The following is a 15,860-nucleotide window of genomic DNA, read 5'->3' on the forward strand; positions in this document are numbered from 1 at the left end:
TAATTTGTGTTAGAATGGTTAATGGCTCTAGAATAAGAGATTAGGCGACTTTTTATAATCATTTTCATGTTTTTAGTGATAAAGGGAAAGTTCGGATTATTTCTCATTTCTAATGGTCAGACGTTCAACATTAAAGAAGAGTTAAATGGAGGATTTTATTAATGAAGTTTGTTATGTTTCTTGTAGGATTACTCGTTGTATTTGTACTCGGTTTTCTTATAAGCGCGGATCGAAAGAAAATTAAGTATAAACCAATCGCAATCATGCTTGTAATTCAGTTAGCATTATCGTATTTCTTATTAAATACACAAGTTGGTTATATTTTAGTAAAAGGAATTTCTGATGGATTTGGAGCACTTCTTGGATATGCGGAAGCTGGAATCGTTTTCGTATTTGGAGGCCTTGTTAATAAAGGGGAAGTTTCATTCTTCTTAACGGCATTATTACCAATCGTATTCTTTGCGGTATTAATCGGAATTCTGCAGCATTTTAAAATTTTACCGATATTTATTCGTGCTATTGGTACTGTGTTAAGTAAAGTAAATGGTTTAGGAAAACTAGAATCATACAATGCAGTAGCAGCTGCGATTGTTGGACAAGCAGAAGTATTCATTACAGTAAAAGATCAATTAAGTAAAATCCCGAAACATCGTTTATATACACTATGTGCATCTTCCATGTCGACAGTGTCGATGTCAATCGTTGGTTCTTATATGAAAATGATTGAGCCGAAATATGTAGTAACAGCACTTGTATTAAATTTATTTAGTGGATTCATTATTATTCATATTATTAATCCGTACGATATTACGGAAGAAGAAGATACATTGCAGTTAGAAAATAAGAAAAAGCAATCGTTCTTTGAAATGCTGAGCGAATATATTATGCTTGGTTTCACGATTGCGATTACGGTAGCAGCAATGTTACTTGGTTTCGTAGCATTAATTACAGCAATCAATAGCTTGTTTGATTCAGTTTTCGGTATTACCTTCCAAGCTATTTTAGGATATATTTTCTCACCATTAGCGTTCGTAATGGGTATCTCGCAAGCAGAAATGGTAACAGCGGGACAAATTATGGCGACGAAATTAGTATCGAACGAATTTGTTGCGATGCTTGATTTAGGAAAAGTAGCTGGTGATTTATCAGCTCGTACAGTCGGTATTCTTTCTGTATTCCTTGTATCATTTGCGAACTTCTCATCTATCGGAATTATCGCAGGTGCAACGAAAGGAATCGATGAAAACCAATCAAACGTTGTTTCATCATTCGGATTACGACTTGTATACGGTGCGACATTAGTAAGTCTTTTATCGGCGATTATCGTTGGTGTTATGTTATAAAAAAGATGGTCCTAGCTCATAGCTAGGGCTATTTTTTTATGGTAAATTTACATGAAAAAACCAATTATTTAGGAATATATTAACATATAAAAATATTTTAAAATTTATATTGCATTTCGATTAGTTAACGCTTACAATTTGATTTGTAGGTGGTATCAATTTCAGACTTTCAAGTATGGTAGGAGAGAAGAGGCTACCTTTTATAAATTGCAATTTATGTAAACGCTTACTGATTTTAGATAACAGTTGAATAGTATTTAGGGGTTTTAAATTTTTTTAACACCAATGGTCAGACGTCATTCGTTATACGTTATACGACCAATAACTCGTGGGAGAAGTGGAGGATTCACATATGAAAATAGTAATGTTTCTAGTTGGTTTACTTGTAGTGTTTGTACTAGGTTTCCTTATAAGTTCAGATCGTAAGAAAATTAAATATAAGCCAATTGCACTTATGCTTGTCATTCAATTGGTACTTGCGTATTTCTTACTAAATACAAAGGTCGGATTTGTATTAGTAAAAGGGATTGCAGATGGATTTGGCGCTATTTTAAAATTTGCGGAAGCTGGGGTTAATTTCGTATTTGGTGGTTTAGCGAACGATGGACAAGCACCATTCTTCTTAACAGTATTATTACCGATTATTTTCTTAGCAGTATTAATCGGGATCTTGCAACATATTAAAGTTTTACCGATTATCATTCGTGCAGTCGGTTTCGTATTAAGTAAAATTAATGGTTTAGGAAAACTTGAATCATATAATGCAGTAGCAGCGGCAATTGTCGGTCAAGGTGAAGTATTTATTACAGTAAAAGATCAATTAAGCAAATTACCGAAAAATCGATTATACACACTTTGTGCATCTTCAATGTCAACAGTATCAATGTCAATCGTCGGTTCTTATATGAAAATGATTGATCCAAAATATGTAGTAACAGCACTTGTATTAAACTTATTTAGTGGATTCATTATCGTTCATATTATCAATCCATATGAAGTAAAAGAAGAAGACGATATTTTAGAATTACAAGAAGATAAGAAACAAACATTCTTTGAAATGTTAGGCGAATATATTATGCTTGGTTTCTCTATCGCTGTAACAGTAGCGGCGATGTTAATCGGTTTCGTAGCATTAATTACAGCAATTAACGGTGTATTCGATTCTATTTTCGGAATCACATTCCAAAGCATTTTAGGTTACGTTTTCTCACCATTAGCATTCGTAATGGGTATCCCAACATCAGAGATGCTAACAGCAGGACAAATTATGGCAACAAAATTAGTAACGAACGAATTCGTTGCAATGCTTGACCTTGGAAAAGTAGCTGGTGATTTATCAACTCGTACAGTAGGTATTTTATCTATCTTCCTTGTATCATTTGCGAACTTCTCATCTATCGGAATTATCGCAGGTGCAACAAAGAGTATCGATGGCAAACAAGCAAATGTTGTATCTTCATTCGGATTAAAACTTGTATACGGTGCAACGTTAGTAAGTATATTATCAGCGATTATCGTTGGGGTTATGCTTTAATAAATAACAAAGAAGTCGTTTATCTCTCACTTAGGGGGATAAACGACTTTTTTTATTTTAGTATAATAGCGCAGAGAGGAGGAATTAGGTTGAAAGAAGGGGATGGGACTTTTACTAATAGTGACTTTGTTGAAAAGGTTTCAAGGCTTTATAAGAAGGATTTGGCGAAGCTTATTCAGCTTAGAAAAGAACAAATTAAAAAATCACCTTAACATTCATTAAGGTGATTAAAATATTACTCAGCTGGAGGCGTAAATGTACGTTTCTCTAATTCAGCATCTAGCATAAATAGTGCGTTTGAATCGCTTGTAATACGTTTTAATTTTTGAATGATGCTATCGAATGAAGCTTCTTCTTCTACTTGCTCATCAACGAACCATTTTAAGAATGTAATTGTTGCATGCTCACGCTCATCCCAAGCGATATCAGATAAGTGATAAATACGTTTCGTTACTTCACGCTCGTGCTCAAGTGCTACTTCAAAAGCGTTCAATACAGATTCATATTCGTTATTTGGATTATCGAATCCAGTAATAATAGCGCGCTCACCGCGGTCATTAATATAGTTGTAAAGCTTCATTGCGTGGAAACGCTCTTCTTCAGCTTGTACAAGGAAAAAGTTAGCGAATCCATCATAGCTCTCGGCTGTACAGTAAGCAGCCATTGCCATATAAGCGTGGGCAGAGTAAAATTCAAAGTTCATTTGTTCATTTAATGCGTCGTGCAATTTTTTAGATAACATAAAATCCCCCTTATTATTGTGACAAGAATATTATACCATAATTGATAATATTCTCATTTGAGTGCTTCAAACCTTTTCGAAAGCTTTGTGACGTGTGCGTCCATAATGTCTTGTAAATCCAAATCATATTTTTGCGAAAGAATAATAAGGTTAGAAAGTACATCACCAAGTTCTTCTTTTAGTTCTTGTTTTAGCTCTTCTTCTGTTTTCGCATCTTCATCAGGACGATCGCGGCCGATTTCAATAGCGCGAACAACTCGTGAAACTTCTCCAACTTCTTCAGTTAAGAAATTTAAGCGAATAAAGGCATTATACTGTGACCAGCTTCGTTTTTCGTAAAATTCCTCAACCCATCTTTGAAATGCAACGATATCCATTTCTTCCTCATCCCCTCAATATGTTGTACAATGTCAATTGTATCATAACAATATATAGTTTCGGGGTGTAGGAATGAGAAAGATTTGTGTGTTTGCAGGTTCCAATTTAGGGGAGAGACCAGAGTTTAAAGAGCAGGCAATCCAGTTAGGGAAAATGTTTGTTGAGAACGACTATGAGCTCGTATACGGTGGTTCATGCGTTGGATTAATGGGAGAAGTAGCAAACGAAGTTCTTCGTTTAGGTGGACGTGTAACAGGTGTTATGCCGCGTGGTCTATTTCGAGGAGAAATCGTACATACAGGATTAACAGAATTAATTGAAGTAGAAACGATGCATGAGCGTAAGGCGAAAATGGCAGAGCTTGCGGATGCTTTCATTGCATTACCAGGCGGATATGGAACGTTTGAAGAGCTCTTTGAAGTAGTATGTTGGTCACAAATTGGTATACATAATAAGCCGGTTGGTTTATTGAACATAAAAGACTTTTACGGACCAATTTTGCAAATGGTTGAACGGGCAGCAGAAGAAGGCTTTATGAATCCATCGAATAAAGAGTTAATTGTTTCCGCAGAGACGGCAGATAAACTAATTCATGAAATCCAAAATTACGAGCGTCCTGTCTTGGGGACGAAGTGGAAGCAATTATCATAGTACTTTTTTATAGCGATTTATAGAAACACATGTCTTTTTTATCGTAAAAAGACATGTGTTTTTAATTTGGTTAAATTTATTGATAGTGAGATGTGAAATCGTTGGAAGAGGGGAAGTAGATGGAGGTATGTTTGATGATTTAAAAAAAGAACATCTGAATAAAAGGTGAGTAAGGAAGTATTGAGTGACATAGAATTGTTTCGTTAAAGGGGAGCAGATTGTGGACGTTAGCGAATGTTATTTATGAAGTTAATAGAGGTTTTTTTAATCGAAATCAGAATAAATTTTATAGATGTAATCCTTCGGGAATTTTTAATCAGCTATGTATCATAATCTAATCATTAAAATGAAAATTGGAGGAGAAATGAGCATGGGTCGTTCTGTATTAAAAATGTATAACTACCACTTATGGGCAAATGAAGTTATTTTAAATCGCTTAAAAGAACTACCGCAAGACATTTTCCATAAGGAAGTTAAGAGTGGTTTTTCTTCGGTGGCAAAAGTAATGTCTCACATATACCTCACAGATTTAGCCTGGCTTGAGATTATTTCTGGTAAAAGCATGAGTGATGCAATGGTACAAACAGACCGATTGAAAGAACAGCTGGAAACAAAAAATATTGAGGAAATGGAAGGTAATTTTTATGAATTATCTAAACGATATAAAGAACTTTTAAGTAGTCAACAAGATTATGAAAAAGTATTTAAGGTTGATAATCCATATGCGGGGCACCTGGATACTACGGTTTCTGAAACAATATTACACATCGTCACCCACGGAGCATATCACCGTGGGAATATAGCCACAATGTTGCGGCAAATGGGTCATACCTCTGTTATGCAAGATTTTGGACTATTTCTATATTCAAAATGAATTCTTTTTATTTACCATAGGATATGGGTTTTTGTGATGTTTTTGGGGACTGCTTTTATTAGTGATTTAAGCTTAATTATGTAATATAGAATAAAGGCATTCCCTATTATTTCGGAATGCCTTTATTGTTATTGTTAGTTTGTTTTTTATACAGGTACCAGCCACCCCAGCCGCCACCAATTGCTACAACAACGAGGAAAGCATAGTCTTTAACCTCGATACGTATATTGAAAATATTAGCTATAAGTAAGACAACCCCAACTGTTATTAACGCAAAAAATGCTCTAATTAAGTAGTCTTTCAACTGAACCACTCCCGCCATTTAAGTAGTAAATGATGAATATGGAAAAGCTTTTTTGGATCTATTTTACTAAAGGGTGTTTCCTATATTTTAACATAAAAGAGATTGTAATATATTGATAAAAGTAGTGGGGAGGTGTGTTAATATTGTCGTGTTTTGTCGATAAGTCGATATAATTGGGAAATCGCTGATATAATTTCATGTACTTTCATGCGCGGCAACTTCATAGAAAAAAGCGACTCTGAACGAGCCGCTTCCGCTTTAAGTTGATATCCAGCTCCAGCGGCTAGAACAGTCGGTTGTTTCACTCCTTCATTCGAGGCAAAAAGCGCCTCGTAATCAGGAGTTCCAACACCCTCCTGTTCTGAACGAGCCGCTTCCGCTTTAAGTTGATATCCAGCTCCAGCGGCTAGAACAGTCGGTTGTTTCACTCCTTCATTCGAGGCAAAAAGCGCCTCGTAATCAGGAGTTCCAACACCCTCCTGTTCTGAACGAGCCGCTTCCGCTTTAAGTTGATATCCAGCTCCAGCGGCTAGAACAGTCGGTTGTTTCACTCCTTCATTCGAGGCAAAAAGCGCCTCGTAATCAGGAGTTCCAACACCCTCCTGTTCTGAACGAGCCGCTTCCGCTTTAAGTTGATATCCAGCTCCAGCGGCTAGAACAGTCGGTTGTTTCACTCCTTCATTCGAGGCAAAAAGCGCCTCGTAATCAGGAGTTCCAACACCCTCCTGTTCTGAACGAGCCGCTTCCGCTTTAAGTTGATATCCAGCTCCAGCGGCTAGAACAGTCGGTTGTTTCACTCCTTCATTCGAGGCAAAAAGCGCCTCGTAATCAGGAGTTCCAACACCCTCCTGTTCTGAACGAGCCGCTTCCGCTTTAAGTATTATCCAGCTTCAGCGGCTAGAATCTCCGGTCATTTCGCTCTCTCGCTCGAAGCAAAAAGCGCCTCTTCGTCAGGAGCTCCAATGCCCTCCTGTTCTGAGCAAGTCACCTCCGCTTTTAAATCTATTATTGATTCAAGAACGCACGTAGCATCCAAGCGTGTTTTTCTAGTTCTGTGTAGATTCCTAATAGTAGGTCAGATGTCATTTCGTCGTCAGATTCTTGAGCGATTTCCATGCCTTTTTTCAGTTCGACTAGCATCATTTCGTAGTCTTTCATGATTGCTTCGACCATCCCTTCTGCAGTTTCTCCGTAAGCCGCTTCTTGAATAGAAGATAATTCTAAGTACTCTTTCATTGTTGCTACTGGTTTACCGCCAATTGCTAAAATGCGTTCTGCAATTTCATCGATGTGAGTAGCTGATTCTGTGTAAAGTTCTTCGAATTTCTCGTGTAATGTGAAGAATTGAGGTCCTTTTACGTACCAATGGAAGTTGTGTAATTTTGTAAATAAAACGCTCCAGTTTGCTACTTGTTTGTTTAATGCTTCGATTACTTGTTTGTTCATTATGATCAATCTCCTTTTGAGTTGTTATGTTATATCAATTACTAATTTATAATTATTATAATCTAGTAATTTGTATAAATCAACCCTTTTGCTGGAATTAATTTGAACAAATTATGAACTGTTGTAAATAAAAATCCCTATTACTGTGAAGTAATAGGGATTTTGTTTGATATATAGCTCCTGCTCTGAACGAGCTACTTGCGCTTTTATATTATACAGCTTTTTTATTTTCTTCTACATCCTGTCCATCCCAACACTCTGTATTCTTTAAGCCAGGGATAGAGCTTGCAACGAAAACAGGATCTTTTCCTTGTTTCTTTTGCTTTATATAGTCTACTAATGCCGCATAGGCGAACTTGCTAAGGAATGAGATGGCAATTAAGTTTGTAAATACCATTAGTCCCATAAAGAAATCAGCTAAACTCCAAACTGTTTGAAGGGCAGCGATTGATCCGAAGAACACCATTCCGACAACTGCAACACGATAAATCATTAACCAGGTTTTGCTTTCTTTAATGAATGCGATGTTTGTTTCACCATAATAGTAGTTTCCTAGTAAGGAACTGAAAGCAAATAGGAAAATAATAATCGCTAAGAAAGTACTTGCCCACGGTCCAATTTGTGAACTTAATGCTTGTTGTGTTAATTCAATACCTTCTAAATTTGATCCTTTGTAAAGTCCAGAACATAATACGATAAATGCTGTTGATGTACATACTAAGAATGTATCTACGAAAACACCTAATGCTTGAACAAGTCCTTGTTTTACAGGGTGAGATACATCTGACGTTGCTGCTGCGTTAGGAGAGCTTCCCATACCAGCTTCAGTCGCGAATAAACCGCGCTGGATTCCGAACTTGATTGCTGCTCCAATACCACCAGCGATGGCTTGGTCTAAACCGAATGCACTGTTAAATATTTCTATAAAAATGCTTGGTAACATATTGAAGTTGTTAATAACGACAAAAACAGCCACACCAATATAAATGATTGCCATTGGAGGAACGATCATTTCTGTAATACGTGAAATGCTCTTAATACCGCCAAAAATAATAACTGCAACTAATAAAGCTAATAGAGCTCCTACGATCGTTCGCTCTAGTCCAAAAGCATTTTCAAACGCTATCGTTACTGTATTTGCTTGTACTGAATTGAAAATTAATCCGTATGCAACTGTAATGAGAAGTGAAAACCAGATGCCCATCCAGCGTTTGTTTAACCCTTTTTCCATGTAATATGCTGGTCCACCACGGAATCTGCTTCCATCTTTTACTTTATAAATTTGCGCGAGCGTACATTCTACAAAACTAGTAGCTGCTCCGAGAATAGCGATAAACCACATCCAAAATATTGCGCCAGGTCCGCCCATTGAAATTGCTAGTGCTACACCAGCTAAGTTCCCGATACCAATACGTGCAGCTGCACTTAAGCAAAATGCTTGGAATGGAGAGATGCTATCTTTTTTCTTTTCTTTTCGATTGAACCCTTTACTAATTAAACTGACCATTTCACCGAAATGAGTAATTTGGACAAATTTTAATTTAAAAGAGAAATAAAGACCGAAGCCGATTAACATTGCAATAAGAATATATGACCATAAAATATTATTCGTTGCCTCAAGGAATCTGCTAAAGATATCAACCATATAATACACTTCCTTTTTTTCGTAATAAGAAAATTATATGCAAAAAATATACCAGAATCAATTTTTCTAAAAATGATGTTACTTAAATGTGTTTTATGTTATGATTATGTTACATCGTAATATTTTTAGAATTATTTACATTTTAAAAAACTAAATTTAAAGCGAGAAAGAGGGGATAATTTGAAAGAAGAAACTTTATTGAAAGTAAGTCTCGAGAGTTTGAAAATGAGAAATAGTATCTTTTTTATCAGTACATCTTTAAGTATCTTTTTAGGAGCGACTTATTATTACAATAAAAGATTTCCAAATCACAGATATCCCGAATGGTTAGAATTTCTAAAATTAGTTGGTTGAAGAAAAGAAAGAAAAACAGAAAATTTAAACAAAAATTGTTGAGGAGGAGCTAAATATGAATATTAGAGAAAGTGAACTTCCAGGTATTGGTTATAAGTTTCAAATCGTTACGAAAGGTAACGAAAAAATGGTGATTGTTATTCATGATGATGGGCGCAGAGAAATGTATCATTTCGATTCAGACCATGAAGAAAGTCTTTCAAGTATTTTATTGCGTGACTCAGAGGCAAGACAAATTGCAGCAATATTAGGTGGAATGGTATATAAGCCTAGGGCATTAGAAAATGTTGAGATGGTCTTTGAAGGTTTAGCAATTGAGTGGTTCAAAGTGGAGAATGAAGCTCTAGCAATTGGAAAAACAATTGGTGATCTTGAAATAAGAAAAACATATAGCGTAACGATAATTGCAGTTATGAAAAAGAACATGAAAAAGCTATTTAATCCAGGGCCAGACACGGTGATTGAAGAAGGAGATATGCTTGTAGTTTCTGGTGAGAGAGAAGAAATTAAAAAGATTATTAATGAATTACTTTCGAATAGGGGGACTGACTAGATGGATACTTTAATTTTTGAAGTTGGTACAGCTTTAGTTTTAGTAGCAATTGCAGCAGTAATTGCTGGAAAGTTTAAATTCTCAGTAATTCCTTTTCTAATCGTTCTTGGCATGTTAGTAGGGCCACACGCGCCGACAATAGGTGTTATCGATCTTAAATTTATTGAAAGTGCAAGTGTGATATCCTTTCTTGGAAGGATTGGCGTTCTGTTCCTTCTTTTCTATCTAGGATTAGAGTTTTCGATGAAAAAACTAATTAAATCTGGACGTTCTATCGCGATTGGCGGAACAATCTATATTTTAATTAACTTTTCACTAGGATTATTATACGGATTTATAATGGGATTCCCGTTACTCGAAATCTTAATTATTGCGGGTATTATTACGATTTCTTCTAGTGCCATCGTTGCAAAAGTGTTAGTTGATTTAAGAAGAACTGGTAATAATGAAACCGAATTAATTTTAGGAATTATTATGTTTGAAGATATATTCCTTGCTGTATATTTATCAGTAGTTTCTGGCTTAGTTCTTGGGGATCACGCTTCGTTCTTAGGTGCTCTCACTTCAATTGGAATTGCTTTAGGATATATGCTGCTATTCTTCGTAGTAGCTAGAAAGGCTACGCCGTTATTAAATAAATTGTTGAATATTAGTTCAGATGAAATCTTTATTATTGTAGTATTTGCTTCGTTGTTCTTTATCGCTGGTTTTTCAGAAACAATTCACGTTGCAGAAGCAATCGGAGCACTTCTTTTAGGATTAGTTTTCTCTGAGACAGAGCATAGTGATCGAATTGAGCATCTTGTTGTTCCATTTAGAGACTTTTTCGGAGCTATCTTCTTCTTCAGTTTCGGATTAAGTATAGATCCGTTCTCATTGGGCGGAGCAATCTGGTTAACGTTAGGTGCTGTACTTCTGACGATAATCGGAAACTTTGTGGCAGGGATGATTGCAGGACGACAAGCTGGATTATCTCATAAAGCATCAACAAATATTGGATTAACAATCGTTTCAAGGGGAGAATTCTCAATCATTATGGCTAATATCGGTATCGCGGGTGGTTTAATGTCGGTATTGAAACCATTCTCAGCACTATATGTGCTTATACTGTCTATTTTAGGTCCGCTTCTAACGAAAGAGTCAAAGAATGTATATAAATTTTTAAATAAAATCTTTAAGTGGGATACGAAGGCAAACTAAATTTTTAAAAATAAAAGTACAAGATATTTACCGCTTGTACTTTTATTTTTTGCAATGAAAACAGTAAAGAGAGGTAAATGATGTTAGGAGAGTTGATTCATTCAGTTTTAGTTTTTCTAGAAGGACTTGGTTATTGGGGAATTATGCTTGGATTGATGTTAGAGGTTATTCCAAGTGAAATCGTATTGTCTTATGCAGGCTATTTAGTATCAACAGGAAGCATTACATTTTGGGGTGCTGTTGCGTTCGGTACGATTGGCGGTGTAATCGCACAGCTATTTATTTATTGGATCGGTCGATACGGAGGAAGACCTGTTCTTGAGCGATATGGAAAATATATTTTGATTCAGAAGAAACATATTGATTATGCGGAAGCGTGGTTTAATCGTTATGGAACTGGTGTTATCTTTACCGCACGTTTTATTCCCGTTGTGCGTCATGCTATTTCGATACCAGCAGGTATTGCGAAAATGTCACATGCTAAGTTTATTACGCTAACTACATTAGCTGTTATTCCATGGTCAATTGTATTTGTATATTTAGGCTTTAAATTAGGATCAGAGTGGGAAAGTATTAATAAAGTAGCTGGGCCATATGTGAAATATTTTGCGCTTGCTGCTATTGTTTGTGCAATTGGTTATTTTATCTTTAAAAAAATGATGAAAAAAAAGTGATTACGGAAAAAGAATCTATGCTGACATAGATTCTTTTTTATTGTCATTTTTTAAAGGGTGAAAGGGTATGTTTAATATTTTACATATTGTGGCATACATATAGGAAAAGGGAATTTGGAAAGGAGATTATAGAGAAATGGAACTCCAGTTTCAAAATGTATATCAACAAGTTGAGAATTGGTATGTGTTGGATTCGGAGCTTCCTTGGGATGTCAAAAAGTTAAGAAATGATTTGTTTTCTCTTATTGAAGTAAGTGCAACGCCAGTTATTTTTTGTGATACGTGTGATGCGAATCATGTACTTTTATCATTAGGAGAAGAAGAAGAGGAGTTTTTATTCCCGGTAGGTGGTTTTTATCATAAAGAAAAACAATTAATTTTCGTTTGTATGTGGGAAGAGTATGAGCAAGTGCTTAAAACGCTATTGCATGAATTTAGGCATGCGATGCAGCATAAGGACGATGTACTATATGTTGGAAATGAATTATACGAAGAAAGATGGATCGAGAAAGATGCGAGGTATTTCGCGGAGAGGAAGCTAGATGAATATAAAAATAGAAATTTAATCTGAAGCATAGTGAAGAAAAATCACTGTGCTTTTATTTGTTGCTAATGAAAAATAAGTAGTTGACCTTTATTAAGTTTAGTTCTAAACTAATAGTATCAAATGGGCGAGGTGATGGAATGAAAGCAGAGGAAAGACTTGGATTACTATTATGGTTTCGTTTATCACGTTTTTATAATAGAAGTATTCGTGAGACGAATCAGCATTTGAAAAAGTGGAATGTATCTGCCGCTCAGTTTGATGTATTAGTTCAAATTGGAGGACACGATCGTTTAACGCAGCAAGAACTTGGAAATAAGTTATTTGTTACGAAAGGAAATGTTACTCAACTTTTAAATAAGATGGAGCAACTCGATTGGATTCAGCGTGAACAAGAAGGTACCACAAAATATATTTCATTAACAAAAAAGGGAAAGGTTCTATATGAAGAAATAGTCCCGCCGCAAGAAACATTTCAAGCAGAGAAATTTGATAAGTTAAATAGAGAAGAACAAAAACAATTATTAGAATTACTGAAGAAGTTGCAGTGATAAAATTAAAAATGATTATCTCGATTTCGAGATAATATGAGGTGAAGGATATGTTTAGAAAAGTTGATCATAAAAATATGGGGAGAGCAAATCACGGTTGGTTAAATACACACTTTCATTTTTCTTTTGCAAATTATTATAATCCAAACAACATGAATTTTGGAGCAGTACGTGTTATGAATGATGATTTAATAGCGGCACAAACTGGCTTTGATATGCATCCACACCGTGATATGGAGATTGTCTCTTACGTTATAGATGGTGAATTAACACATGAAGATAGTATGGGGAACCGTGGGACAATTGAGCGTGGGCATGTTCAATATATGAGTGCAGGTACTGGTGTATTTCACAGTGAGCATAACTTAGGAAGTGAAACATTACGTTTATTGCAAATTTGGATTTTACCAGACCGCGATGGTCATAAACCGAACTATGGTGAGTTTAAATTTGATTGGAGTAAACGTGAAAATGAGTGGTTCCATATGGTATCTCCTTCTGATGGAGATGCACCAATTCATATTCATCAAGATGCAAATTTATATTCTTTATCATTAGAGGCTGGTAAAGAAATTCATTTCCCTGTTCAAGAAGGGCGTCAATTATACCTTGTACAAATTGAAGGTAGTAGCGTTGTAAACGATGAAACACTTGTAATGCGTGATGCAGCGGAGGTTGTAGAAGAAGATATTCGCATTCAAGCGAAAGAAAACTCTCACTATTTAGCGATTGAAATGAAAATGCAATAAAGTGAAACTTTAATCAGTGGTAGTTTTTAAGCATGTGAATAGCGAGATGAAAAGTTATAGGAAAGAGGACGTTGAAAAATGATGTCCTCTTTTTTGTGAGGTGAATTATCAGAAAAAATTTTCTCAATTTTTAAAAACAGGTATCGGGAAGATTATTCAGAATATTTATAAAGGTGTTAAAAACTTTTATGGGGAATGGGGAGTGTTAGATTGAAAAAGCAAGTAATTTCATCAGCATTAGCGTTAACTGTTATCGCAAGTGGGTTTGGGGCATTTGGAGCAACTACGACGAAAGCAGAAGAGCAAAAAGTCCAGTATCACCAAGAGTTTAAAACACCGGCTTACATAGGTGAAGAATGGAAAGCGCCGGAAGGACTAGATAAAAAAGAGACGGTCTTTCAATATTTAGAGAGTAAAAAGGATATGTTTAAACTAGCAGGAAATATTGACAAACATTTCAATATCGTTGGTGAAGAAAAAGATGCTGAGTCTGGTACAACACATGTGAAGTTAGTGGAGAAGCATAATAACATTCCTGTGTATGGTTCAGATCAAACGGTTGCGCTTGATAAAGAGAATAATGTAAAAGCATTTTTCGGACAAGTTATTCCGAATTTAGATGATAAAAATATTCCTGCATCTGCAAGTATTAGTGCGGAACAAGCAGAAACGATTGCAAAAGCTAATATTGAGAAAGAAATTGGTAAAGTAAAGAATTATGATGGTGTGAAAAAAGATTTATATGTGTATGAAAAAGATGGACAATACTATCTTGCATATCTTGTAAAAGCATCGGTTTCGAAACCAGCTCCAGGATATTGGCATTACTTTGTTGATGCAACAAATGGAAATGTTATTGAGAAATATAATGCTGTAGATAACATTACTGGATTTGGTTACGGAGTATTAGGCGCTAGACAATCATTTGAAATTGCTCAAGATACGAAAACAGGAGCGTTCAACTTATTTGATGGTACGCGAGGACAAGGTGTCCATACATTTGATGCAGAGAATATGGATGAAAACTGGTTTAATTTATTCTCACAAATTCTTGGATATACAGGAGAAGAAGTTGTAAGTAAATCTAAGTTCTTCGAAGATAAAGCGGCAGTTGATGCGCATGTGAACGCAGGAAAAGTATATGATTATTATAAAAAGACATTTAACCGTAACTCTTTCGATGATAAAGGTGCGAGACTTATTTCTACTGTTCACGTAGGTGAATCTTGGAATAACGCAGCTTGGAACGGTGTTCAGATGATGTATGGTGATGGCGATGGTAAGACATTCATTCCATTATCTGCTGGCCTAGACGTTATTGGCCACGAATTAACGCATGCTGTAACTGAAAATACAGCAAACCTTGTATATAAAGATGAGTCAGGAGCGTTAAATGAATCGTTATCTGATATTATGGGCGTCATGGTTGAGAAGAAGAGCTGGGATTTAGGGGCTGATATTTATACACCTGGTAAACCTGGTGATGCACTTCGTTCTCTGAAGGATCCAGCATCTATTCCAAATCCATTAAAACCAGGTGAAGGTTACCCAGATCACTATAATAAACGTTATACTGGAACAGCTGATAATGGCGGCGTTCATATTAACAGTAGTATTAACAATAAGGCGGCGTATTTAGTGTCTGAGGGCGGCACACATTACAATGTGAAAGTAACTGGAGTGGGCCGTGAAGCAACAGAAAAAATTTACTATCGTGCTCTTACAAAATATTTAACTGCAAACTCTGACTTTAAAATGATGCGTCAAGCTGCACTTCAATCAGCAGAAGATTTATATGGTAAAAACTCTAAAGCTGTACAAGCTGTAACGAAAGCTTATGAAGCTGTAGGAGTAAAATAATAAGAGAAAAAAGACCTGACTGGATTGTCAGGTCTTTTCCTTATTTAATCACGAATACCTAGTGCGATTTTCGCCATACGTGACATACGTTCTTTCGTCCATGGCGGATTCCATACAACGTTTACTTCTATTTCATTTACTTCGGGTACGTTCGTTGATAATACTTTTTTAACGTCTGATACGATTTGGCCAGCCATTGGACAACCGATAGAAGTCATTGTCATTGTAATGACAGCATTATTACTTTCATCTGCTGTAACGTCATAAACTAATCCAAGATTGATAATATCAACACCTAATTCAGGGTCAATAACAGCTTCTAAGTTCGCATATAACTTTTCTTCAAATGCTTGTTGTGACATGTAGAGCACCCCCTAAATATTAATGATATCGATTCTCATTATAACGGAAATACGTGCAATGTGCAGGGAATGAGCTCAAAAAAATATTCCTCCCAG

18 protein-coding genes and 1 pseudogene are annotated in these 15,860 nt (G+C 35.8%); 12 read left to right on the forward strand and 7 right to left on the reverse strand.

Annotated elements, in window-relative coordinates; translation table 11 throughout:
* Window positions 1–161 precede the first annotated feature (161 nt).
* From QCI75_RS02040 to QCI75_RS02050, 3 genes and pseudogenes are all read left to right on the forward strand, one after another.
* Window positions 162–1,343, forward strand: coding sequence for a NupC/NupG family nucleoside CNT transporter (locus QCI75_RS02040; RefSeq protein WP_353759914.1), 1,182 nt, complete (start codon window positions 162–164; stop codon window positions 1,341–1,343).
* Window positions 1,344–1,695: 352 nt separating this feature from the next.
* Window positions 1,696–2,877, forward strand: a complete 1,182-nt coding sequence (locus QCI75_RS02045; RefSeq protein ID WP_076541711.1) for a NupC/NupG family nucleoside CNT transporter — start codon at window positions 1,696–1,698, stop codon at window positions 2,875–2,877.
* A gap of 89 nt (window positions 2,878–2,966) precedes the next feature.
* A pseudogene (locus QCI75_RS02050) lies at window positions 2,967–3,089 on the forward strand (hypothetical protein); the annotation flags it as partial.
* 23 nt (window positions 3,090–3,112) lie between these two features.
* On the opposite strand, the gene QCI75_RS02055 reads toward QCI75_RS02050, so the two are convergent.
* The gene (locus QCI75_RS02055) at window positions 3,113–3,619 is read right to left on the reverse strand and encodes a ferritin (protein ID WP_000949400.1); all 507 of its coding nucleotides are present in this window, start codon (window positions 3,617–3,619) and stop codon (window positions 3,113–3,115) included.
* Window positions 3,620–3,672: 53 nt separating this feature from the next.
* Complete coding sequence (locus tag QCI75_RS02060) at window positions 3,673–3,996, reverse strand: MazG nucleotide pyrophosphohydrolase domain-containing protein (RefSeq protein ID WP_000355745.1); 324 nt, start codon at window positions 3,994–3,996, stop codon at window positions 3,673–3,675.
* A gap of 73 nt (window positions 3,997–4,069) precedes the next feature.
* Between QCI75_RS02060 and QCI75_RS02065 the strand changes: the two genes are divergently transcribed.
* Entirely contained in the window at window positions 4,070–4,648 is a 579-nt protein-coding gene (locus tag QCI75_RS02065; protein WP_001225748.1) for an LOG family protein, read from the forward strand.
* A gap of 370 nt (window positions 4,649–5,018) precedes the next feature.
* On the forward strand, window positions 5,019–5,522 hold the full coding sequence (locus tag QCI75_RS02070) for a DinB family protein (RefSeq protein WP_144508116.1): 504 nt from the start codon (window positions 5,019–5,021) through the stop codon (window positions 5,520–5,522).
* A gap of 106 nt (window positions 5,523–5,628) precedes the next feature.
* On the opposite strand, the gene QCI75_RS02075 is transcribed toward QCI75_RS02070, so the two are convergent.
* From QCI75_RS02075 to QCI75_RS02090, 4 genes are all read right to left on the reverse strand, one after another.
* Window positions 5,629–5,826 (reverse strand): hypothetical protein, encoded by a 198-nt coding sequence (locus QCI75_RS02075; RefSeq protein ID WP_144508114.1) that lies wholly within the window; start codon window positions 5,824–5,826, stop codon window positions 5,629–5,631.
* Window positions 5,827–5,963: 137 nt separating this feature from the next.
* Window positions 5,964–6,623 (reverse strand): hypothetical protein, encoded by a 660-nt coding sequence (locus QCI75_RS02080; RefSeq protein WP_353759915.1) that lies wholly within the window; start codon window positions 6,621–6,623, stop codon window positions 5,964–5,966.
* Between the two features lie 208 nt (window positions 6,624–6,831).
* Complete coding sequence (locus QCI75_RS02085) at window positions 6,832–7,272, reverse strand: Dps family protein (RefSeq protein ID WP_144508112.1); 441 nt, start codon at window positions 7,270–7,272, stop codon at window positions 6,832–6,834.
* Window positions 7,273–7,483: 211 nt separating this feature from the next.
* Window positions 7,484–8,917: an alanine/glycine:cation symporter family protein gene (locus QCI75_RS02090; protein WP_144508110.1), complete on the reverse strand. Its 1,434-nt coding sequence runs from the start codon at window positions 8,915–8,917 to the stop codon at window positions 7,484–7,486.
* Between the two features lie 409 nt (window positions 8,918–9,326).
* On the opposite strand from QCI75_RS02090, the gene QCI75_RS02095 reads away from it, so the two are divergent.
* The 7 genes from QCI75_RS02095 to QCI75_RS02125 all read left to right on the forward strand — a co-directional run bounded on the left by QCI75_RS02095 (window position 9,327) and on the right by QCI75_RS02125 (window position 15,402).
* Window positions 9,327–9,824 carry a cation:proton antiporter regulatory subunit gene (locus QCI75_RS02095; RefSeq protein WP_353759916.1) on the forward strand — a complete coding sequence of 166 codons (498 nt, stop codon included), beginning with the start codon at window positions 9,327–9,329 and terminating at the stop codon, window positions 9,822–9,824.
* The gene (locus QCI75_RS02100) at window positions 9,825–11,024 is read left to right on the forward strand and encodes a cation:proton antiporter (protein ID WP_002159952.1); all 1,200 of its coding nucleotides are present in this window, start codon (window positions 9,825–9,827) and stop codon (window positions 11,022–11,024) included.
* An 80-nt stretch (window positions 11,025–11,104) separates the two neighbouring features.
* The gene (uptA, locus tag QCI75_RS02105; RefSeq protein WP_002159953.1) at window positions 11,105–11,698 is read left to right on the forward strand and encodes an undecaprenyl phosphate transporter UptA; all 594 of its coding nucleotides are present in this window, start codon (window positions 11,105–11,107) and stop codon (window positions 11,696–11,698) included.
* Between the two features lie 136 nt (window positions 11,699–11,834).
* A complete protein-coding gene (locus QCI75_RS02110) occupies window positions 11,835–12,269 on the forward strand; it encodes a DUF3920 family protein (RefSeq protein WP_098777800.1) in 435 nt (144 codons plus the stop codon).
* Between the two features lie 113 nt (window positions 12,270–12,382).
* Window positions 12,383–12,793 (forward strand): MarR family winged helix-turn-helix transcriptional regulator, encoded by a 411-nt coding sequence (locus QCI75_RS02115; RefSeq protein WP_353759917.1) that lies wholly within the window; start codon window positions 12,383–12,385, stop codon window positions 12,791–12,793.
* A gap of 50 nt (window positions 12,794–12,843) precedes the next feature.
* A complete protein-coding gene (locus tag QCI75_RS02120; protein WP_353759918.1) occupies window positions 12,844–13,542 on the forward strand; it encodes a pirin family protein in 699 nt (232 codons plus the stop codon).
* A gap of 210 nt (window positions 13,543–13,752) precedes the next feature.
* Entirely contained in the window at window positions 13,753–15,402 is a 1,650-nt protein-coding gene (locus tag QCI75_RS02125) for a M4 family metallopeptidase (RefSeq protein WP_144506493.1), read from the forward strand.
* Window positions 15,403–15,446: 44 nt separating this feature from the next.
* On the opposite strand, the gene QCI75_RS02130 is transcribed toward QCI75_RS02125, so the two are convergent.
* Window positions 15,447–15,764, reverse strand: coding sequence for a metal-sulfur cluster assembly factor (locus tag QCI75_RS02130; protein ID WP_144506494.1), 318 nt, complete (start codon window positions 15,762–15,764; stop codon window positions 15,447–15,449).
* Between the last annotated feature and the right edge of the window lie 96 nt (window positions 15,765–15,860).

Source organism: Bacillus cereus group sp. RP43, assembly GCF_040459645.1.
Classification (GTDB): Bacteria; Bacillota; Bacilli; order Bacillales; family Bacillaceae_G; genus Bacillus_A; species Bacillus_A mycoides_C.